Source organism: Enterobacter cloacae complex sp. 394F7, from assembly GCF_057320385.1.
In genome coordinates, this window is sequence record NZ_JBXWCS010000004.1 from 275,863 (window position 1) to 296,413 (window position 20,551).

Annotated in this window: 16 protein-coding genes, 1 pseudogene and 1 riboswitch; of the genes and pseudogenes, 10 read left to right on the plus strand and 7 right to left on the minus strand. The window is 56.1% G+C overall.

Annotated features, from left to right (window positions below; translation table 11 throughout):
• Window positions 1-8: 8 nt before the first annotated feature.
• Window positions 9-1,388: a MocR-like pyridoxine biosynthesis transcription factor PdxR gene (pdxR, locus tag AC2FAK_RS08320; RefSeq protein WP_005131818.1), complete on the plus strand. Its 1,380-nt coding sequence runs from the start codon at window positions 9-11 to the stop codon at window positions 1,386-1,388.
• Between the two features lie 253 nt (window positions 1,389-1,641).
• Here the strand turns inward: pdxR and AC2FAK_RS08325 are convergent, their stop codons facing one another.
• Both AC2FAK_RS08325 and AC2FAK_RS08330 read right to left on the minus strand, forming a co-directional pair.
• A complete protein-coding gene (locus AC2FAK_RS08325) occupies window positions 1,642-2,670 on the minus strand; it encodes an HlyD family secretion protein (protein WP_020688231.1) in 1,029 nt (342 codons plus the stop codon).
• 18 nt (window positions 2,671-2,688) lie between these two features.
• Window positions 2,689-4,272: an MFS transporter gene (locus tag AC2FAK_RS08330; protein ID WP_095454775.1), complete on the minus strand. Its 1,584-nt coding sequence runs from the start codon at window positions 4,270-4,272 to the stop codon at window positions 2,689-2,691.
• A 150-nt stretch (window positions 4,273-4,422) separates the two neighbouring features.
• On the opposite strand from AC2FAK_RS08330, the gene AC2FAK_RS08335 reads away from it, so the two are divergent.
• Window positions 4,423-5,208, plus strand: coding sequence for an IclR family transcriptional regulator (locus AC2FAK_RS08335; protein WP_020688229.1), 786 nt, complete (start codon window positions 4,423-4,425; stop codon window positions 5,206-5,208).
• A gap of 369 nt (window positions 5,209-5,577) precedes the next feature.
• Window positions 5,578-5,751 (plus strand): annotated as a pseudogene (locus AC2FAK_RS08340) (DUF4225 domain-containing protein); the annotation flags it as partial.
• Window positions 5,752-5,788: 37 nt separating this feature from the next.
• Here AC2FAK_RS08340 and AC2FAK_RS08345 read toward each other — a convergent pair.
• Window positions 5,789-6,103 (minus strand): hypothetical protein, encoded by a 315-nt coding sequence (locus AC2FAK_RS08345; protein ID WP_050859626.1) that lies wholly within the window; start codon window positions 6,101-6,103, stop codon window positions 5,789-5,791.
• A 376-nt stretch (window positions 6,104-6,479) separates the two neighbouring features.
• Window positions 6,480-8,438 (minus strand): SIR2 family protein, encoded by a 1,959-nt coding sequence (locus AC2FAK_RS08350; protein ID WP_095454774.1) that lies wholly within the window; start codon window positions 8,436-8,438, stop codon window positions 6,480-6,482.
• Window positions 8,439-8,664: 226 nt separating this feature from the next.
• A riboswitch (guanidine-I (ykkC/yxkD leader) is annotated at window positions 8,665-8,763 on the plus strand.
• Between the two features lie 58 nt (window positions 8,764-8,821).
• Here AC2FAK_RS08350 and AC2FAK_RS08355 point away from each other — a divergent pair.
• The 7 genes from AC2FAK_RS08355 to atzF all read left to right on the plus strand — a co-directional run bounded on the left by AC2FAK_RS08355 (window position 8,822) and on the right by atzF (window position 18,398).
• The gene (locus AC2FAK_RS08355; protein WP_061772588.1) at window positions 8,822-9,880 is read left to right on the plus strand and encodes a putative urea ABC transporter substrate-binding protein; all 1,059 of its coding nucleotides are present in this window, start codon (window positions 8,822-8,824) and stop codon (window positions 9,878-9,880) included.
• A gap of 17 nt (window positions 9,881-9,897) precedes the next feature.
• On the plus strand, window positions 9,898-10,713 hold the full coding sequence (locus AC2FAK_RS08360; RefSeq protein ID WP_095454773.1) for an ABC transporter permease: 816 nt from the start codon (window positions 9,898-9,900) through the stop codon (window positions 10,711-10,713).
• The gene (locus AC2FAK_RS08365; protein ID WP_095454772.1) at window positions 10,710-11,486 is read left to right on the plus strand and encodes an ABC transporter ATP-binding protein; all 777 of its coding nucleotides are present in this window, start codon (window positions 10,710-10,712) and stop codon (window positions 11,484-11,486) included. Before AC2FAK_RS08360 ends, AC2FAK_RS08365 begins: the two co-directional genes overlap by 4 nt.
• An 11-nt stretch (window positions 11,487-11,497) precedes the next feature.
• Window positions 11,498-12,205, plus strand: a complete 708-nt coding sequence (locus tag AC2FAK_RS08370; protein ID WP_095454853.1) for an urea amidolyase associated protein UAAP1 — start codon at window positions 11,498-11,500, stop codon at window positions 12,203-12,205.
• A 10-nt stretch (window positions 12,206-12,215) separates the two neighbouring features.
• A complete protein-coding gene (locus AC2FAK_RS08375; RefSeq protein ID WP_095454771.1) occupies window positions 12,216-12,848 on the plus strand; it encodes an urea amidolyase associated protein UAAP2 in 633 nt (210 codons plus the stop codon).
• Between the two features lie 151 nt (window positions 12,849-12,999).
• Window positions 13,000-16,602 carry an urea carboxylase gene (gene uca / locus AC2FAK_RS08380; protein ID WP_095454770.1) on the plus strand — a complete coding sequence of 1,201 codons (3,603 nt, stop codon included), beginning with the start codon at window positions 13,000-13,002 and terminating at the stop codon, window positions 16,600-16,602.
• Window positions 16,599-18,398, plus strand: coding sequence for an allophanate hydrolase (atzF, locus tag AC2FAK_RS08385; protein WP_095454769.1), 1,800 nt, complete (start codon window positions 16,599-16,601; stop codon window positions 18,396-18,398). Before uca ends, atzF begins: the two co-directional genes overlap by 4 nt.
• Before the next feature lie 14 nt (window positions 18,399-18,412).
• On the opposite strand, the gene dmsD is transcribed toward atzF, so the two are convergent.
• From dmsD to dmsB, 3 genes are read right to left on the minus strand one after another with little or no spacing between them, the layout of a single operon-like run.
• Window positions 18,413-19,027 carry a Tat proofreading chaperone DmsD gene (dmsD, locus tag AC2FAK_RS08390; protein ID WP_058682371.1) on the minus strand — a complete coding sequence of 205 codons (615 nt, stop codon included), beginning with the start codon at window positions 19,025-19,027 and terminating at the stop codon, window positions 18,413-18,415.
• 42 nt (window positions 19,028-19,069) lie between these two features.
• Window positions 19,070-19,924: a dimethyl sulfoxide reductase anchor subunit family protein gene (locus AC2FAK_RS08395; RefSeq protein ID WP_013096799.1), complete on the minus strand. Its 855-nt coding sequence runs from the start codon at window positions 19,922-19,924 to the stop codon at window positions 19,070-19,072.
• A gap of 1 nt (window position 19,925) precedes the next feature.
• Window positions 19,926-20,543, minus strand: a complete 618-nt coding sequence (gene dmsB / locus AC2FAK_RS08400) for a dimethylsulfoxide reductase iron-sulfur subunit DmsB (RefSeq protein ID WP_029882994.1) — start codon at window positions 20,541-20,543, stop codon at window positions 19,926-19,928.
• Window positions 20,544-20,551: the final 8 nt, after the last annotated feature.

Below are 20,551 nucleotides of genomic sequence, written 5' to 3' on the forward strand. Positions count from 1 at the left end.
TGCATTTGATGGGGTACAAAGAGATTTATGCCCGCTATCGTCAGCAAATTCAGGACGGCCTTTTGAAACCGGGGGAGCGCGTTCCCTCAATTCGTTCGCTGGCGAGCGAGTTGCAGGTCGCGCGAAAAACGGTGGAAACCGCGTATGAAATTCTTACTGGAGAAGGCTATTTCGTAAGTCTGGGGGCGAAGGGGACCTATATAAATCCGGAGCTCCGGCTGACCTCAACGGTCAGAGAAGACAATTATGTATCGTCTCGTTCACTTGACACGCCGGTTACTGAAAGGAAGGGTGATCTCCGACTCGGCATTCCTGCACTGGATGAATTCCCCCATAAAAAATGGCTGTTGATATCGGGAAAAGCGGCGCGAAGTCTGCGTCCGGAAGAAATGCTCATGCCCCCGGTAGTGGGCTTTAAGCCACTACGTGAGGCCATTGCAAGTTATCTCACTATTTCAAGAGGACTGAATTGCCGACCAGAGCAAATCTTCGTTACCAGCGGCTATCGGGCCAATTTACGGTTTATTCTGTCGGTACTTGCACAACCTGATGATAAAGTGCTGTTTGAAGATCCTGGCTACTTTTATGGTCAGCAATTATTGAAGCGAATGGCATCCAAACTGCACTATATACCTGTTGATAGACAGGGCATGGATGTTGATTATCTTCAGCGCTATCACAACGATGCACGCTTCGCTATCGTTACACCTACTCATCAAAGTCCGCTCGCAGTTAGCCTTTCATTACCGCGTAAGCATCAGTTACTGTCCTGGGCACAGCAAAACAATAGCTGGATAATTGAAGATGATTACGACGGAGAGTTTCACTACACACGCAAAGTAATCCCGGCGTTGAAAAGCCTCGATACGCATGACCGGGTTATTTATACCGGTACATTTAGTAAAACGATAATGCCAGCTATGCGTATCGGATATATGGTAGTGCCACAGGAGACGGTAACCCGTTTCAGTGAACTGGGTGAAATCCTTGAAACGGGTCTGCCATTACTACCGCAAAAAATCCTTGCACAGTTCCTTAGTGAAGGGCACTTCTACCGGCATATAAAAAAGATGCGTTTACTCTACCAGCAGCGGCGTCGCATGATGCTTGACGCAATTGAAACGACCTTTCCAGGTTTTTTTGAATTTGAGCTTACAGATGGCGGTATGCATATTGTTGCCTTCCTGCAACGTGGCATTGAAGATACTGCATTAGCTGCATTATGGACACAGCACGAGCTTTACGTCCGGCCACTCTCGAGCTGGTATGCGCAGACACGAAAACGTTATGGATTAGTCATTGGATACACCAATATTCGTTCAACCGAGGAGGCGCAGAAAATTTTGCAGCGTGTTAAGGAAAAAACACTGGCACTTATGCAGCATTAAGTATTTTGATAGCCAGGCGTGAAGAATAACCTATTATTTACCAGTATTGTTGACTGAAAAAATTTAGTCGATCACTCTCTGTAAATGAGGGTCGACTAAATATGATCGTGATCGCTCATGCGTTTTTGTAACATGAAGTTAGCTTGGTGTCAGTGCCCTTTATTTCCAACAGGAAATTATGTATAGATAACTGGAACGCCGTTTCTAAGCCAGACATTAAAAAATAGAGCGTTTTTTGAGTATATCTTGAATATTAGCGGATTTTAATTTCAGGAACGGCTGACATCCCGACGCGCAATAATTTTGCATCGGGTTGATTACCATCCAGCACTATTTTCACCGGTAAACGCTGGACGACTTTAGTAAAGTTACCCGTTGCATTGTCTGGCTGGATGGCTGAAAACGTTGCGCCGGTTGCAGGAGCGATACTATCGACATGTCCAGTAAACTTTTTGCCAGGCATGGCATCAATTTTAATTAAGACCTTCTGCCCCTGCTGAACATTTGCCAACTGTGTTTCAAGATAATTGGCAGTGATGTAAGTTTGATGTAGCGGAACCACGGCCAGTAGACGTGTCCCTGCGTTAACGTACGCTCCGAGGCGCACCGAACGCTGGCCTACCATCCCATCGACTGGTGCAACAATATGCGTATAAGAAAGGTTAAGCCTCGCCTGACTGACTTTTGCCTGCGCGACTGCAACATCGGCTTCCGCCTGACGTAATGCAGCCCTCAACACGCCTACCTGTTTCTCTGCTGAGGTCAGAGCAGCTTCGTTCTGACGAACGACTGCGGATGCAGAACGCTGTGTTGAATGGGCTTTTTGTTGATCGTCCGCAGCGACGGTACCTCTTTGATAAAGCTTATTAAAACGTTCAGCATTCTGACTGGCATACTGCGCCGATGCCTGACTGGCTAAAAGGGTCGCTTTTGTCTGAGCAATAATGGATTGTTGCTGCTCCAGTTGTGCAAGGCTGCTCAGGCGTTTTGCATCACTAAGCTGCAAATTAGCTTGCGCCATTTCAAGCGCTATTTTGTAGTCACGGTCATCCAGCGTGGCCAGTGTTTGCCCTGCTTTGACACGTTGGTTATCCGCAACATAGATATTTTTGATATAACCCGATACTTTTGGTGCTACCAGTGTGTAATCCGCATTCACATAGGCATCATTGGTACGGGTATCATTGTTCAGCATTGTCGACCAGACGAAAAATATCATCGTCATCATCAGGATTAATAATGCGCTGAGCAGAGTCGTTCTTCTCGATACCGAAAATTTCATTTAACCACCTCTATTTTGTCATTGCAGGTTGAAAAGTGTCTGGGGCGGCCAGACACGTTTTGGCAACCAGACAGTGAGTAATAACAGAAGGACGGCAAAGCCAGTCATCAGCAGATAGCTATCGGCCAGACTCAGAACAATTGCCTGATGTTTTAATAAGGTGATAAATCCAGCGATGTTCTCGGTGTTGCTGATGCTACCGTCGTGTAATAAAGGAATGCTGCTGCTGGCCTGCTCGCTGACCGGTGTCGATATCAACCATGGGCGGTTGGCTACGTTATTGACCAGAACATTAGAATGAAATTGCTCTCTGTCATTTATAAACCATTCCACTAAAACGCCAGCTGCGATGCTTGAAAAACCCCGTACGGTATTGAACATAGCAGAGGCATAATGTCCTTCAGGGGGAGCCACAACGCTGGTTGCGCTCATAAGCAACGGTAAAATAATTGACGGTAATCCAATCGCCTGCAGAAGCTGTATTGCCCAGAAATTCTGGCGTGACCAATCGCTGGTTATCTGCATACCCATCAGGCTGGCAGAAATCATCAGAACAATCCCGAAAGCTATCAGCCAGCGACAATCAACCCAGCGCAGACTAAGCAATGCGGCAACAAGCGGGGTGATAATTAACTGCGGGAGCCCAATTATCAAAGCCAGCGGGGCAAACTGCACTGTTCGAAAGCCCTCTACTTTACCAAAGAAATTGGACGGCAAAGCAGAGCCAGCCAGTGCCAGTACCAACACTACAGCGAGCGCCATCAGGCCATATGAAAAGTTACTTCTCTCCAGCATCTGTAATTTGAACAAAGGGAGGGGATGAAACCATTCATTAATCAGGAAAATCGTCAGGCACACGAAGGCGCTGGATAACAGGCCATTAAATAAGGGCGATTCAAACCAGTCCAGACGTCCACCCTGAGTGATGGCGATTATCAAAAACGCCATTCCAGAACAGCCGGTAATCATACCGAACAGGTCGATCTGTTTAAATCGGTCGAGGTGAATCGGGTCCTGCGGCAAACCCCAGCCAATAAAGAGCATCGAAATCAAAATGGCGGGGACCACTTGCCAGAACATGAACATCCAGCTCACATCATCTGTCCAGAATGCCGCCAGTGAAGGGGCCACATTTGGACCAAAAGTCGCAGTCAGAGCATAAGCGCCAAGTCCATAAAGTTTTATCGATGGTGGCAGAAAACGTAGCGCCACAGTCATGAGTAAGGGAGGTAGGGCACCGCTAAACAGGCCCTGTATCGTTCGCAAGAGAATAAACAGCGGCGCATTCGGGAGCAAGGGTAAAAGTATGCCGCAAACCATAAAACCGCCAGCGCAAGTAAGCGCGAATTTACGCAGCGAAAAAGTCACAGCAAACCATGGTGCGATCATCATCGCCACTACTTCTGCGGCCTGGTAGGCAGAGGTGAACCAACTGGCTTGATCATAAGTCACGCCAATTCCGGCACGCACATCCGCAAGCGCTATATCTATAACCCGACCATTAAGTCCGGAAGTTAAGGCTGCGATGAGTATCCCCACAAATCCCATTGCAAGGCGCCAGGTAAAGGGGGGCGAAGGTGGAGTAGAACGCTGTGTATTCATACAAAGTTCTCATGCATTATATCGATACGATGTACCACATTGTGATACACATGTGACATCTTACATTGCGATAGCGTCCATTGCAATGTGATAATTAATACATGAACTGAGGTAACAGGCTGTCCGTGACCGGACAATAAGGAGCTCTATATGGCCGTAAATGTCTCAAGCTTTGAGGATGAAAAAACCGGCGGGATTCAGGTTATCGCCCGCGCAGCTGCAATTTTGAATGTGCTGGGAAAACACCCTGGCGGCATGAGTCTGGGAGAAATTGCGCAGGAGGTTGCTCTCCCTCGTTCAACGGTGCAGCGTATTGTCGCGGCTTTAGATAGCGCTCAACTTGTGCGTAGCAGCGGGGCCGGTGGCCTGCGTCTGGGACCTGCACTACTCAAACTTATTTCCAGTGTGCACAGCGATGTCGTGGATCTTGTACGTCCCTTCCTAGAGCAACTTTCGGCCAATATTAATGAAACAGTGACCCTGGCACGTGCCAGCGGTACACAGCTGGCAATCATCCACTACGTCGTAGCAACACGGGAATTACGTGTTGTACCTCGTATTGGACTTAATTTGCCGCTCTACAGCACTTCCGGCGGACGTGTGTTACTGGCTATGGAAAGTGATGAAGATGTCCGCATACTGGTAGGCGAAGCCTATGAAGATCTCACCGGAATGACAGTTAAAACTCTTCCACAGCTTCTGGAGCTGATCGCTGATGTTCGTGCCAAAGGGCTGGCTATAGATCTGGGTGAAACTCTGGAGGGTGTCTGCACGATAGCGGTAGCGCTGGACACACTTTTTGGTCGTTTTTCTATCTCATTATTAGTTCCAGCGCCACGTTTCCATAAACATGAAACCTTTTATCGGCAAGAACTCATGCAATGCAAGGAGGCAATAGTTAATGAAATTGGAAGAATAATTTCGGTAGGAGAATAACTAACAACATCAATAATTGTTCTCAACGAAATTTGTTAGGCCGCTTGCACGATCCGGCCTGACCTGCCCCCAGCATTAGATACAACGATCAGTTAGTAATAAGAGTTGACCAGCTTCCCGTTGTTCAACACTAAGCACTGTTAGCTACTTCCGCTTTTGGCACAAAGCGGACAAGCTCCTCGTCGAGGTATAGACCGTCCTCCGTTCGGAGATTTACCATCAAGCATGATAAAACCGACATTGAGTGCATGTGGCTTCAACCTCTACCCAGATTCACTCGGGTAAAATCAGAATCTGACAAGGCGTTTACCGTTGCCCATGACCATCCTGCTCGTAAAATAATCAGACATTTATGGAAATGGATGCATTATGGATATTGCTCTGCTTAATAGGGGCTGGAACAGAACATGTTCAGATACGATTGTGAATCTGGAAGCCCGAAAGCTGGTCGAAACAGCAAATCGGTTGTCAGCATTTTATTTGAATGTTGGCCTGACGCGTATCAAATTTGTCGAGGAGATAAAACAGGTCGTAGAAAAGGAACAAGGTGGATACGATGAGTCGTCTAGGACGCAGAGTGTTAACCTTTATGTTTTCTCCAGAACCGCCAGGATTTGTAAGACAGGACTGGCGGCTGAATAAATACAACGATGATGATAGCGATGAGTATTGATATTCCACCACCCACAACGGTTTCTTTCGCAGCAAACAACATAAGAAGGATAAAAACCATCAGGCAAGATGATGTTATCCATAAAACAACCCTGAATCGATTAGCCAGATCCTGAATCGCTCCCCCTAATGTTCCACCATAGCTTTCAATGTTATTCTTAATCTTCTGCAAGTCAGATCGCGTAAAGCCAGCGCTCAACAAAGCCTCTTCAGTAACATCCATATTGTCCTCTCAGCAAATCTTAACTGGCGATGCTGCCCGCAATCATACTGATGAACTGTGGCGCATTCCAGCCAGTATGAACGGTTTCTGTGATTCTGAAGCAAACCACCGTTTTCCGAAACGCCTTGCAAATCTTGCGGTGGATATCATTAACGCCCTGATCATCAGCCCTGTTTTCTACCGGATGAAGGTATTTCCCTTAAGCACTTAGACATGTTTCGCCGATTTAGCATCGTTTCCGATGCATGTTATTGGTTACACTGCGCGATCGTGGTTGAGGAAACGGGGCAGGCCACCATCAACATGCTTTACCGCAAAAACAAATATCACGGCGAAGCAACAGGCATAATGACAGCCTCAAATTTAGACGACCTCTTTATGTCGTTAGCGAACGCGGACTGCCGAGATAAAGCCGCTGCTGTTTCCAGTATTCGATACCGCCTAAAATACTGTCCGCCCTGATCCAGGCTCTGGCAATCAGGATGTGTAAATGCGGTGCATTCAAAGCACTAACCATCTGCGAGCTGTCGTTTAACAGCTGCACGATATACGTCACCGCATAGTCTCCTGAATCAACATATCCATCTCTTCGCTGTCTTTCCTTAAATACACTTTCGCTGCCCTTAGGCCAACGACGCCGCAGAGCGGAAAGGAGGGTATTGACGTAATTAATATTCGCCAGCACCAGGTCGGCAATGCGATCTTCTTCACGCGCAGTGCTGCGTTCAATCAGATAAAAACCTGGGATTGCAGGGCCGTACGGGGTAAAAAAACTCGGCGGACTATTCTCGTGGTAGAGTAAATTCCAGACATGGTTAAAGGAAAAAGCCTCTTCATCGTAAAACAGCGTGCCCAGGCGAATGGACTGCATTTGCATCCTTCCATGCAGATAGAGCGGCAATTTATTGTTCTCAAGCTTCATGAAATACCGACGGAATACGCTACATCCCTTTTCGCCCAGACGTCGAAGCGGTTTACTTTGCCAGAGTCGCCATTGTTGCCTCCGCTCGTGGATATCAAGCAGGCAGGCAAACGCGTCTATTTGCTCATCAAGTGAGAGTCTGCGTGAGCTTTTTAACCACCGCGCAAGATAAAACAGAAGCGCTTTTACAGGTTTTCCTTCAGCACGGATCAGGGCGGTGCCGTTCACTTTTCTGTTTTTTTCGTGCGATGATTTTAGATAGTTTTGTAACCATAACGCCCCGGCAATAAACCCACGGGAGTAGTAAATCTCTGCTTCGAAAGGCACCAACATATCGTCGTCTTCCAGTTGGCGTTTCAAATAACGGAGCTGTTCCTCGGCTAGTTGGCCAAGACCGATAGAGCTGGCCAGACGAGTGCCGGTAAGGTGCTTTTCTTTCTTGGTAGGGGAGTAATACTCTGCCAGGGCCGTACGCCACCAGTCGCCATTCTCTTCGGTATCTTTAACCGTTTTACGAGGGATCCCCAGCAGGGATGACAGTAATGCTAACGTGGGTCCGTGCTGAATCTTCATACCGCCGAAAGCGCCTTGCCAGTAGACTCTCGGCTCGCGATTTTCATGTTCTTTGAGTCGCCAGAACTCTTCTTCAACGCTGGGGCGGTGGTCAATCCAGACTAATCGCGTCGAGCGCTTCCCATTCCAGCGATCGCGGATCCAGTGATTAATGTCGAAATGGTCGGTACCACTGTAGCCTGCGACAACCATTAAATCGGCCTGATTTGTTACCTGTTCGAGAATTTTTTTGAAGGCTTCGGGTAGCCCGTGCTCCAGGTCGGCAAGTGTTGCGCCAAGTCCTGAACAGCCGTGTTCTATTGTGCCGTGCACTTTGATGATACCCCAGTCTTCACCGTACTCCCGGTGCAGGATGTCCAGAGTTTTGGTTGCGGGGTCAATCACATGCACAGGGATCTGATGACAACCAGCCTGCTCGATACAGTCATCAAAATTTGTGGTGATACACCAGCCACGGTGCTTAATCAGGTAATCGGCAATCAGATGATGATTCGCATTTGGGGGACGTTGGGAAAAGATACGTAGCAGTTCCCGGGCGGCACCGCTACGCTCGACGCCTTCAATGGTTGAAGGTTCAAACGCTTTATCTAGAACATGCTCCAGACGTGGCAGGCTTCGCCCCATCCACTGCTCACATTGACCAAATACCGTTTTAATTTCGTCAGCCGCGTTGCTGTCAAGCAAGTGGTCAAGCAGGGCTTCCGTGAGTTCGTATCCTCCCGGGAGTCGCGAAGGGGAATCAATGGAGATCCCCGCGCCAACCATCAACACAACTTTGCCAGGACAGGGGCGTTCGGGAGTGAAACCCTTCCAGCCAAACCACCAGTCGTCCATCTCCATCGTTTTTCCTTCGTCCACGCAGAAATATTATTAATGCATTAATTTATCCGGCAATTCAAATCGCCGCCCCAAAACGCCCCACCGCAGTGCACACCCCCCAAACCCGCTCCCCAAAACAGTGAAACCCAACCCGCAGCAATCCACAACCTACTAAAAAACAAAGCAAAACCATCCTGGCACACCCCTTGCTTAATCAACCGTGAAAGGGCAGCACACCACAATTTGAACAATAGCTGGCTAGGGTTCCGGTTCACCACGGTGAATGGCTGGTCCAAGAGCTGGCGACCTCTGAGAGGTTACACGGCGGGACAAAAGCCCGGGAGACAGCAGCACCAGACGGTGTCGCGCTGCCCCCCTAATTTTGTGCCACTCAGAGGTCAAGCATGAAAAAAACGCCATTACTCCGCTCCCTTGTACTGTCGCTGGCAATGCTGGTCAGTCTCCCCACGTTCGCTGCTGTGAAAAAAGAGTTCAACGTCTGCTGGACCATCTACGCCGGGTGGATGCCCTGGGGCACCATCAGCAGTAGCAAAATCATCGATAAATGGGCCAGCAAATACGGCATCAAAATCAATGTCGTGCAGCTCAACGACTATATCGAATCCATCAACCAGTATACCGCAGGGCAGTTTGACGGCTGCACCATGACCAATATGGATGCGCTGACCATACCGGCCGCGGGCGGGGTGGACACCACAGCGCTGATCCTCGGTAGCTACTCGGAAGGCAACGACGGAGTAGTGATGAAAGGTAAGGGCAAAACCCTGAAAGATCTGAAAGGGATGAAGGTTTACCTGCCTGAGCTCTCCGTGTCCCACTATCTGCTGGTGCGCGGTCTGGAAAAAGCCGGGCTGGCGGAGAAAGACGTCACCGTGGTGAATACCTCGGACGCAGATATTGTCTCTGCGTTCGGGACCGCCAGCGTTCAGGCTGCGGTGGCGTGGAACCCGCAACTCTCCGTCATCAAAGGCACGCCAAACACCACCGAAGTGTTCAGCTCCTCGCAGGTACCGGGTGAGCTTATCGACATGATGGTGGTCAACACCGGGACCCTGAAAGACAACCCGGCGTTGGGCAAAGCGCTCACTGGCGCCTGGTACGAGATGATGGGGCTGATGAAAGCGCAGGATGCCGGCGCGCTGAATGCGATGGCCGCCGCCTCCGGGACCGATCTCGCCGGGTATCAGTCGCAGCTCAAAACCACCCATCTGTTCTATACCCCGCAGGACAACATGGCGTTTGTCACGTCGCCGGATCTGGCGAAAACCATGCAGCGCGTGGCGTCGTTCTCGTTCGACAAAGGGCTGCTGGGCGAGGGCGCGCAGAGCGCCGATTTTATCGGTATGCGCTTCCCGGGCAATGTCACGGTGGGCGATGCCAGCAACGTGAAACTGCGCTTTGACGACAGCTTCGTGAAAATGGCCGCTGCCGGCACGCTGTGATAACGGACGGAGTCTCCATGCGACAAATTAATCGCCATCCCACTCCCGGCATGCGGCTGATGCTCGTGATGCTGCCTTTTGTCCTGCTGCTGGCCGCCTACTTTTTTGGCTCGGCGGTGAGACTGGAGGCCAACCCGCAGGACAAGCTGCTGCCCGGCCTGCAACAAATGCTGGACGCGCTATCCCGGATGGCGTTGACCCCGGATAAACGCAGCGGTGAATACCTGTTCTGGATCGATACCCTGGTGAGCCTCGCGCGTCTGCTGGCGGGGCTGGCGATCGCCTCACTGATCGGCCTGTGCATTGGCGTTACCTCGGGCGTGTTTCCGCTGTGGCGTGCATCGCTCTCGCCGCTGATGACGGTGCTGTCGATGATCCCGCCGCTGGCAATACTCCCGGTGCTGTTTATCGTTTTCGGGCTGGATGAGCTGTCGAAGGTGATGCTGATTGTCATCGGCATCACCCCGATGCTGGCGCGCGATCTGGAGCACCGCGCCTGTGAAATCCCACCGGAGATCCTCATCAAAGCCCAGACGCTGGGGGCCAGTAGCTGGACGCTGGTGCTGCGCGTGGCGCTTCCGCAACTGCTCTCCAGGCTGCTGACTTCGCTGCGCCTGCTGCTCGGGTCGGCATGGCTGTTTCTTATCTCGGCGGAGGCTATCTCCTCTACCGCAGGGCTGGGATACCGCATTTTCCTCGTACGGCGCTACATGGCGATGGATGTGATTATCCCGTACGTCCTGTGGATCACCCTGCTGGCGTGGCTGATGGATCTCGCTCTGCGTCAGCTGCATAAAACCTGTTTTCCCTGGGCGGAAGGAGGGAAGGCATGAGCTTTATCAACATCAACAATATCTGGCAGGAGTACGGCGACCATGTGGTGCTGGAACGCCTGAACCTGCAGGTGAAAGAGGGCGAGTTCTGCTCAATGGTGGGGGCGTCCGGCTGCGGAAAATCCACCTTCCTGCGCCTGCTGCTTGGTCAGGAAGCACCCAGCCGGGGAGTGATCACCCTCGATGGCAAACCGCTGCGCGCCGAGCCGGACAGCAGCCGCGGCGTGGTGTTTCAGCGCTACTCCGTTTTCCCGCACCTCAGCGTGCTGGATAACGTCGCCATTGGTCTTGAACTGCCGCAATCGCCGCTGTTCGGGCGGCTGTTTGGGGCCAAAAAACGCGCCGTGCGTGAGCGGTCGGCGGAGATGCTGGAAAAAGTCGGCCTCGGGCACGCGCTGGATAAATATCCCGCCCAGCTCTCCGGCGGCATGCAGCAGCGCCTGGCCATTGCTCAGGCATTCATCATGCAGCCGCGCGTGCTGCTGCTCGATGAGCCGTTTGGCGCGCTGGATCCGGGGATTAGAAAAGACATGCACGCCCTGTTGCTGCAGCTGTGGGGCGAAACCCGCATGACCGTCTTTATGGTCACCCACGATCTGTCTGAAGGCTTCAACCTCGGCACCCGGCTGCTGGTGTTCGACAAAGTGCGCCTCGACCCGCAGGCACCGAATGCCTACGGCGCGCGCATCACCTACGACATTCCGCTCAACGAGACGCGGCTCTCCGCCCTGAGCGGAACCACGCCCGACAACGTTTATGCCTTAAGGGGGTAACAGTGAATACCATGACGATTTTACGTGAAGAGACGCTTCCCGGCGGGGGACACCTCTCGTTTGTCCTCAAGCGCGGGCAGATCCTGCGCATGACAGATGCGGAAGGCGGTGCCAACGTCAGCCTGCTGATGCTCAACCCGCACGAGAAAAGCGAGCGGCTGAACCTGCCCGACACGCTGAAAGGCCAGCACACCGCGCGCCTGACCGCCGGACACTGCTTTTACTCCGACATGGGCCGCGTGCTGGCGGGCATTACCGCCGACACCTGCGGCTGGCACGACCCGTTTGGCGGCGTGCTGAATGCCGCCGAAGTGGCGGAAAAATACGGTCAGGGGCGTTATCAGGAGCTGCGCAACGGTTTCTACCGTAACGGTACGGACAACCTGCTGGTGGAGATGGGCAAGTGGGATCTCAACCTGGAAGATCTGCTGATGGTGGTCAATTTCTTCAGCAAGGTCACCGTGGAGGACAACGGCCAGTTCCGCTTCCACAGCGAACATTCGCAGCCGGGCAGCTACGTTGAGCTGTTCGCGCCGATGGACACGCTGATTGTCATGACCGCGCTACCGCACCCGATGGATCCCTCCCGGGAGTACGCCCCGCGCCCGGTACAACTGAGCTGGCGGCAGGCGGAGGATGAAGAGGGGGCGATTAACGCCCTCCTGACGCGCCCGGAAAACGAACGCGCCATCACTAACACTCAACTTTTCGCCCTGTAAGGAGCCGTGTATGACCGTTGCCAGCGAAAAACATCCCCAGCACGCCAGCTTCCGCCACGTTATCCCGGCGGGGGAACCGTATCTGTTTGAAGTGAAGAAAGGCCAGACGCTACGCCTGCTCGACCTGGAGGGCAACCAGGCGGTGGACACGCTGTTTTACAATGCGGACAACCCGCGTGAGCGCTACGACGCACAGCGCACGCTGCGCCGCCAGAACAACGCTTATCTCACCCACGGCAGCGTGCTGTACTCCAACCTCGGTAACCCGCTGCTGACCATCGTGGCAGATACCTGCGGGCGTCACGATACCCTCGGCGGCGCCTGCGCGCAGGAGAGCAACACCGTGCGCTATGCTCTCGATAAACGCCATATGCACAACTGCCGGGATAACTTCCTCTGCGCCTGCCTGCACGATGGCCGCCTGCAAAAGCGCGATATTGCCGCCAATATTAACTTCTTCATGAACGTGCCGGTGACTCCGCAGGGCGGGCTGACCTTTGAGGACGGTATCTCCGCGCCGGGGAAATATGTCGAGCTGCGCGCCGAGTGCAACGTCATCGTGCTGATCTCCAACTGTCCGCAGCTTAACAACCCGTGCAACGGCTGGAACCCGACGCCAGCGGAGGTACTGGTATGGAACTGACACCCACTCGCTGGCAGCGCCTGCGCCAGGCCATTTATCGCCTGTTTGCAGTCCGCGCCGGACGCATTCTGCCGTAACCGCTTTTTCCCCATGGACGACCATGGGTGAGCCGATTTTCGGCGGGACGACCCGCCACGATTGAGTCTGACCTATGTTGACGACACTCCTGATTGCAAACCGCGGGGCGATTGCCTGCCGCATTCTGCGCACCCTGAGCGCCATGAACATCCGCGGCGTGGCAGTCTACTCCGAAGCCGATCTCAGCAGCCTGCATATCCGGGAAGCGGATGAGGCGCTGAGCCTGGGCGAGGGCCCGGCGGCGAACACCTATCTGGTGAGCGAAAAGATCATCGCGGCCGCCAGAGCCAGCGGTGCGCAGGCCATTCATCCGGGCTACGGTTTTCTGTCGGAAAACGCCGCATTTGCCGAAGCCTGCGAAGCCGCAGGCATTGCGTTTGTCGGCCCCACGCCTGAGCAGCTGCGCCTGTTTGGCCTGAAACATACCGCCCGCGCGCTGGCGAAAGCGCACGGCGTGCCGATGCTCGAAGGCACCGGACTGCTGGCTAACGTCGATGAGGCCGTTCACGCTGCGGCGGAAGTGGGCTACCCGGTAATGCTGAAAAGCACCGCGGGCGGGGGCGGGATCGGCATGCGCGTCTGTTACCACGCGGAAGAGCTGCGCGACGCCTTCGATGCCGTGGTGCGCCTGGGCAAGAATAACTTTAGCGACGCGGGCGTGTTTATCGAAAAATACATTGAGCGGGCGCGTCACCTGGAAGTCCAGCTGTTTGGTGACGGCAAAGGCGAGGTGATTGCCCTCGGCGTGCGCGACTGCTCGGTACAGCGGCGTAACCAGAAGGTGCTGGAAGAGACGCCCGCGCCTAACCTGCCGGACGGCATGGAGGCCGCGCTGTGCGAGGCGGCGATAAAACTCGGCCAGGCGGTCAAATACCGCAGCGCGGGTACCGTGGAGTTTGTCTACGACAGCGACGCGGCCCGCTTTTACTTCCTTGAAGTGAACACCCGTCTGCAGGTAGAGCACGGCGTCACCGAGCAGGTGTGGGGTGTTGACCTGGTTCGCTGGATGATTGACCTGGCGGCCGGAACGCTGCCGCCGCTGGCGGAGCTGCGCGCCAGCCTGCAACCACAAGGACACGCCATTCAGGCGCGGGTCTACGCCGAAGATCCGGGCCGTCAGTTCCAGCCGTCGCCAGGGCTACTCACCGAAGTGGTGTTCCCGGAAAACGACCGTCGCACATTGCGCATCGACAGCTGGGTGGAGTCCGGCTGCGACGTACCGCCGTTTTTTGACCCGATGCTGGCAAAAATCATCGCCTGGCAGCCTACGCGCGAGGCGGCGATCCGCGTCCTGCACACCGCGCTGGGAGAGACGCGTCTCTACGGCGTGGAAACCAACCGCAGCTATTTGCAGCAGATTTTAACCTTCCCGCCGTTCGCCCGTGGCGAGCCGTGGACCCGCTGTTTAGAGACGCTGGAGTATCAGGCCTTCACGCTGGAGGTGCTCAGCGCCGGGACGCAAACCACGGTGCAGGATTATCCGGGGCGCACGGGCTACTGGGCCGTCGGGGTGCCGCCCTCCGGGCCGATGGACAGCCTGGCGCTGCGTCTCGGCAACCGTCTGCTGGGCAATGAGGAGGGGGCCGCCGCGCTGGAGATCACCCTCAGCGGCCCGACGCTGAAATTCAACTGCGACGCGCAGCTGGCGGTGACCGGCGCAGCCATCGCGCTGACGCTGGACGGCGAGCCGCTGGCAAACAACCGCGTTTTCCGCGTCCGGGCGGGAAGCACGCTGCGTATGGGTGAGATTCAGGGGGACGGCGTGCGCAGCTATCTCTGCCTGCGCGGCGGGTTTGAGGTGCCGGATTATCTGGGCAGCAAAAGCACCTTTACCCTCGGGCAGTTTGGCGGTCACGCCGGACGAGCACTGCGCACAGGTGACGTGCTGCATCTGTCCCCATTGACCGAACCTGTCGCGGACGGCGAGCTGCCGCAGGCCTTGCGCACCAGCCTGGATGGGGTGCGTGAGCTGCGGGTGATTTACGGTCCGCATGGTGCGCCGGAGTATTTTACGCCGGGCTATATGGCGACCTTTTTTGCCACCGAGTGGGAGGTACATTTTAACTCCAGCCGCACGGGCGTGCGTCTGATCGGCCCGAAACCGGAATGGGTACGCGACAGCGGCGGCGAAGCGGGGCTGCACCCGTCGAACATCCACGATAACCCGTACGCCATTGGCGCGGTGGATTTCACCGGCGATATGCCGGTGATCCTCGGCCCCGACGGCCCAAGCCTGGGGGGATTTGTCTGCCCGGTCACCGTCATTGAGGCGGATTTACACGCGGTTGGCCAGCTGAAAGCGGGCGATAAAGTGCGCTTTATGCCGGTGGACGTTTCCACCGCCCGACGGCTGGCGCAGGGGCAGGCAGCGCAAATCGTCAGCCTGACGCCGCAGGTCATGCCGTGGCAACCTGTCGGGCTGAGCTCGCCGGTGGTGCTGGAGGTGGGGGAGGACGATAAACGGCTGGTGGCGAGGTTATCCGGTGATACCCATCTGCTGCTGGAGATAGGCGACCCCGAACTGGATCTGGTGTTGCGTTTTCGCGCCCACGCGCTGATGCAGGCGCTGGAAACGCGCGCCCTGACGGGGATTATCGACCTCACGCCTGGGATCCGCTCCCTGCAGATTCACTATCAGCCGGAAACGCTGAGTCTGGAAGCGCTGCTGGAGACGGTGGCCGGGCTGTGGCAGGACGTATGCGGGCAGGCGTCGCTGGACGTGCCGTCGCGCGTGGTCTGGCTGCCGCTCTCCTGGGACGATCCGGCGTGCCAGAAGGCCATCGACAAATACATGACCACCGTGCGCCGGGATGCGCCATGGTGTCCGAGCAACCTGGAGTTTATCCGTCGTATCAACGATCTGGCGAATATCGACGAGGTCTATAAAACGGTGTTCGACGCCCGCTATCTGGTGATGGGGCTGGGAGATGTCTACCTGGGCGCGCCGGTCGCTACACCGCTCGATCCGCGTCATCGTCTGGTGACCACCAAATACAACCCGGCACGCACCTGGACGGCGGAAAACTCGGTGGGTATTGGCGGGGCCTACCTTTGCGTCTACGGCATGGAGGGGCCGGGCGGGTATCAGTTTGTCGGACGCACGCTACAGATGTGGAATCGCTATCACGCCGTGGAGGATTTTGACGGCAAGCCCTGGCTACTGCGCTTCTTCGACCAGATCCGCTTTTATCCGGTCTCTGCCGAAGAGTTGCTCACCATCCGCCGGGATTTCCCGCTGGGGCGTTATCCGCTGCGCATCGAACACACCACGCTGAAGCTGGCGGAGTATCAGCAATTCCTGGCCGACGAGGCGCCGGAGATTGAGGCATTCCGCGCGCATCAGCAGGCCGCGTTTGACGCCGAGCGTGAGCGCTGGGCCGCCAACGGTCAGGCCCATTTTGACAGCAGCGAGGTGCTGGTAACGGATGGCGAAGACGCGCCGCTGGCACCCGGACAGGCCGGGATTGACAGCCCGGTGTCGGGCAACCTGTGGCAGGTGAACGTTGAAGTCGGCAACACCGTGCGCGAAGGCGATGTGCTGGTGGTGCTGGAGTCCATGAAGATGGAGATCCCGCTGGTCGCAACCCAGGACGGGGTGGTCAGCCAGGTGCGCGTGCAGCCGGGTTCATCGGTGCGCGCGGGTCAGTGTGTGGTGGTCCTGGAGAAAACAGCATGAAGCACCTTTTTGATTTACGCCTTGATGTTCTGACGCAGGCATACCGTTCCGGTCAGCTTAATCCGCGCGCGGTGCTTCTCGCCCTGCGCGAGCGCGCGCTGGCGCTGAACCCGGAATTTAACGCCTTTATTTATCTTCTCACGCCCGACGAGCTGGAGCCGTATCTGGCCGCGCTGGACGGCGTGGATCCGGCGTCGTTGCCGCTCTATGGCGTGCCGTTTGCCATTAAAGACAATATCGATCTGGCGGGTATTGAGACCACCGCCGCCTGTCCGGCCTTTGCGTACCGGGCAGAGCAGGATGCGACGATAGTGTCGCAGCTGATCGCGCTGGGGGCGGTCCCGCTGGGGAAAACCAATCTCGACCAGTTCGCGACCGGCTTAAACGGCACGCGCTCACCATTTGGTGCGTGTCGCAACAGTGTGCATCCGGAGTATCCGTCCGGTGGCTCAAGCGCGGGCTCGTCGCTGGCTGTGGCGCTGGGGCTGGCGAGCTTTGCTCTGGGCACCGATACCGCCGGGAGCGGGCGCGTTCCGGCCTCTCTCAATAATCTGGTCGGGCTGAAGGCGACCAAAGGGCTGATCTCGACAGCGGGCGTGGTGCCCGCCTGCCGCACGCTGGACTGCGTAACGTTCTTCACCAGCACGGCAGCGGAGGCCAGCCAACTGCTGGCGCTGACGGCGACGAAAGACGCGCACGATGACTACAGCCGTGCTAACCCGTCCTGGAACGGAGCGCAGGCATTTGGCGTACCGGCAGCCGGTTTTCGCTTTGGCGTGCCGGACACGCTGGAGTTTCTCGGCTGCGCAGAGAGCGAGGCGCTGTATCACACCGCAAAGGAGAGGCTGATCGCCCTTGGCGGCGTGCCGGTGACCATCGACTTTTCGCCGTTCCTGGCGGCAGCAAAACTGCTCTATGACGGCCCGTGGGTGGCCGAGCGCTACCACGTGGCGGGCGCGTTGATTGAGCAACAGCCGGACGCGGTGCTGCCGGTGATCCGCAATGTGCTGCAAAAAGCGCCTGCCATGAGTGCGGTAGCGGCGTTTGAAGCGCAGTACCAGCTTCAGGCCTATAAAAGCGAGTGCGATGCCATACTGGCGGGGCTTGAATGCGTGTTAACTCCCACTTATCCGCGCCCGGTGAGTCTGGCCGAGCTGGCGGAGGAACCGGTCAAACGCAACTCTGAGCTTGGGCTTTACACCAACTTTATGAACCTGCTTGATTACGCTGCCGTGGCGGTCCCGGCAGGGTTTATGGCCAACGGCTTGCCTTCCGGCATAACGCTGTTTGGCCGCGCGTTTACCGACCAGTATCTGCTCAGTCTGGCCGATGCGTTACAACGTCACCAAAAATTACCTCTGCCCGGAGAGCGCGAGATACAAGAGGACGCACCCGCTTCAACCGCCACCGATGATCGCCTGCACCTGGTGGTGTGCGGGGCGCACCTGGACGGGCTGGCGTTGAATCATCAACTGCGCCAGCGCGGGGCGACGTATGTAGAAGCCACCACCAGCGCCCCGCATTATCGGCTCTTTGCCCTGGCAGACGGCAAACGGCCAGGCATGGTGCGGGCAACAGAACAGGGTTCCGCAATAGCCGTTGAGGTGTGGGCGCTACCGCACAGCGAAGTGGGATCGTTTCTGGCCGGGATCCCTGCACCGCTGGGCCTGGGGAAAATCGAACTCCAGGACGGGCGCTGGCTGACCGGGTTTATCTGCGAGGAGGCTGGATTAGAGGGAGCACAGGAGATTACGCGATTCGGTGGCTGGCGAGCCTGGCTTGCTCAGCATCCGTGAGCAAGCCAGCGCGGTTAACGGTAGAGCGGTTTTTCTGCGACCGGGATCAGTAAGGTAGATTGCCAGTCCGCAAGCGTCAGCTGCGCGAGTTTTCCCAGTGCGGTATAGAACGGGTGCCCGGCGTTTTCAACAAACACGGAGAGAAAACGGGTGCTCCACGGCAGCAGGTGCCACGCCAGAAGCTGGTCGCGTTCCGTCTCGCGTCCGTTCTCAGTGAGCCACGCGGCCAGCAGCAGCAACGTACCAAAATGATCTTCCGGTTCGTTCTGCTGCATCTCAAAGGCAATCTGGTTTTCCCGCATCCACTGACGCAGTGCGAGGGTTGAATCCCCAAACAGCACGGATTCACGATCCAGCCATACGGAACCCCACGGCGGTGCGGGCAGCGCATAGGGGCCAATAAACAGCCGTTGCCAGGCGTCGGTGACGGGCTCATCGGCAGGTACCGTAAAGGTGTCGGCGATGGGCTGCAGCGCCGCCTGCGGCAGCGGCCAGTCCGTAACCCAGTCGCCAGCGGTCAGGGCGTTGACCAGCGGCGCAACGTGCTCGCTGTCGGGTGAATAATAAAACAATGCGCCCAGTACCCGGGCGCTGAACGCGAACGCTTCACGCTGTGAGACATCTATCATTACAACCTTCCTTGCTCGCGCGGGCGAACCCGCGCGCCTGTGTTAACCGGCAATTGCCATACCTACCGTCATGTGCAGACCATAGAACAGACCGCGGCCAATCAGTTCACCCACGACAACCAGCGCCAGGCCTGCAAAGAGCGCAAGGGTTTTCGGCTCCTGGCGCCGGATGAGCGGGCACAGCCAGCAGCCTAATCCGGCGGCGACCAGTATGATACGGCCAACTTGCCATGCGCCATAGTCCGGCAGCAGGGCGCTGGCCTGTTGTACGGAGCTGTGTAGCGTCGCCAGTTCGTTACTCTGCAGCACAATCACCGCCACGCTCAGCAGCAGCGCCAGTACGCTCACCGATGCGGCACACGTGCCTCTGAAGGCGGTGCCAGCAGCGCGAAGCAGCAGGGCGGCAAACAGCGGGCCGCCCAGCGCCATCGTCAGGAAAAAGGCCAGCGTGGTGTAGCCGGTGTACCAGGTCGGAACCGTATCGATCTGATACACGCGGGTCATGGCCCAGACAAACACAATCCCCAGGATCTGGCTCACCACCATCCATACTTTACCCAACGCGGGCGGCATTTTACCGATAACCGACACCAGCCACCAGAAGCCACCGACGGCAAAGAAGACCGAGCCTGCCGCGATCTCGTTGCTGAGCGCCGACGCGCCAACACGGTTCAGGGAGTTAAACGCCCTGAGCGGGGAGCCCAGGTGCATCACCGATGCGATAAAGCCAACGCCCATGACCAGCCATAAAAAGAACATGCTGCGCACGATGCGGGCTTTGACCGCCTCGTCACTCTCTCTCATCCATGCCAGACCGCTGACGAGCAACGCCCCGGCCACGCACTGCCCAAAAACGGTGAAGATCACCAGCGGCCATTCATGCCATCCACTTCCCATCTCACACCTCCTTCGGGTTTGCCAGATAGCCGGTGGTATCTCCCGTCGGGCGGCTGTTGGCGTTAGGTTTAATCACAATGCTTGGCTTGGTGAAGTGCGCGGACGGCAGTGGCGCGACGGCCGCAAGCTGGCCGTGTTTTTTACGCAACTCGTCAATCGGGCCGAAGTCCAGCGCGCGCAGCGGACAGGACTCCACGCAAATCGGCTTTTTGCCCTCTGCGACGCGGTCGTGGCAGCCGTCGCACTTGGTCATGTGGCCTTTGGCAGCGTTGTACTGCGGCGCACCGTACGGACAGGCCATATGGCAGTAGCGGCAGCCGATGCAGACATCTTCATTCACTACCACAAACCCGTCGTCACGCTTGTGCATTGCCCCGCTCGGGCACACTTTGGTGCAGGCCGGATCTTCACAGTGGTTACAGGCAATCGACAGGTAATAGGCAAAGACGTTCTGATGCCAGACGCCGTTATCCTCCTGCCAGTCGCCGCCCGCGTATTCGTAGATCCGGCGGAAGCTGACGTCCGGGGTCAGGTCTTTGTAATCCTTGCAGGCCAGCTCGCAGGTTTTGCACCCGGTGCAACGGCTGGAGTCAATAAAAAATCCATACTGGGTTGTCATCGGTTACT

Coding starts and splice junctions, on each gene's coding strand:
- dmsB (WP_029882994.1), bottom strand. CDS start 20,543: ATGACAACCCAGTATGGATTTTTTATTGACTCCAGCCGTTGCACCGGG.
- uca (WP_095454770.1), top strand. CDS start 13,000: ATGTTGACGACACTCCTGATTGCAAACCGCGGGGCGATTGCCTGCCGC.
- AC2FAK_RS08355 (WP_061772588.1), top strand. CDS start 8,822: ATGAAAAAAACGCCATTACTCCGCTCCCTTGTACTGTCGCTGGCAATG.
- dmsD (WP_058682371.1), bottom strand. CDS start 19,027: ATGATAGATGTCTCACAGCGTGAAGCGTTCGCGTTCAGCGCCCGGGTA.
- AC2FAK_RS08325 (WP_020688231.1), bottom strand. CDS start 2,670: ATGAAATTTTCGGTATCGAGAAGAACGACTCTGCTCAGCGCATTATTA.
- AC2FAK_RS08365 (WP_095454772.1), top strand. CDS start 10,710: ATGAGCTTTATCAACATCAACAATATCTGGCAGGAGTACGGCGACCAT.
- AC2FAK_RS08360 (WP_095454773.1), top strand. CDS start 9,898: ATGCGACAAATTAATCGCCATCCCACTCCCGGCATGCGGCTGATGCTC.
- AC2FAK_RS08375 (WP_095454771.1), top strand. CDS start 12,216: ATGACCGTTGCCAGCGAAAAACATCCCCAGCACGCCAGCTTCCGCCAC.
- AC2FAK_RS08330 (WP_095454775.1), bottom strand. CDS start 4,272: ATGAATACACAGCGTTCTACTCCACCTTCGCCCCCCTTTACCTGGCGC.
- atzF (WP_095454769.1), top strand. CDS start 16,599: ATGAAGCACCTTTTTGATTTACGCCTTGATGTTCTGACGCAGGCATAC.
- AC2FAK_RS08370 (WP_095454853.1), top strand. CDS start 11,498: ATGACGATTTTACGTGAAGAGACGCTTCCCGGCGGGGGACACCTCTCG.
- AC2FAK_RS08395 (WP_013096799.1), bottom strand. CDS start 19,924: ATGGGAAGTGGATGGCATGAATGGCCGCTGGTGATCTTCACCGTTTTT.
- AC2FAK_RS08345 (WP_050859626.1), bottom strand. CDS start 6,103: ATGGATGTTACTGAAGAGGCTTTGTTGAGCGCTGGCTTTACGCGATCT.
- AC2FAK_RS08350 (WP_095454774.1), bottom strand. CDS start 8,438: ATGGAGATGGACGACTGGTGGTTTGGCTGGAAGGGTTTCACTCCCGAA.
- AC2FAK_RS08335 (WP_020688229.1), top strand. CDS start 4,423: ATGGCCGTAAATGTCTCAAGCTTTGAGGATGAAAAAACCGGCGGGATT.
- pdxR (WP_005131818.1), top strand. CDS start 9: ATGGGGTACAAAGAGATTTATGCCCGCTATCGTCAGCAAATTCAGGAC.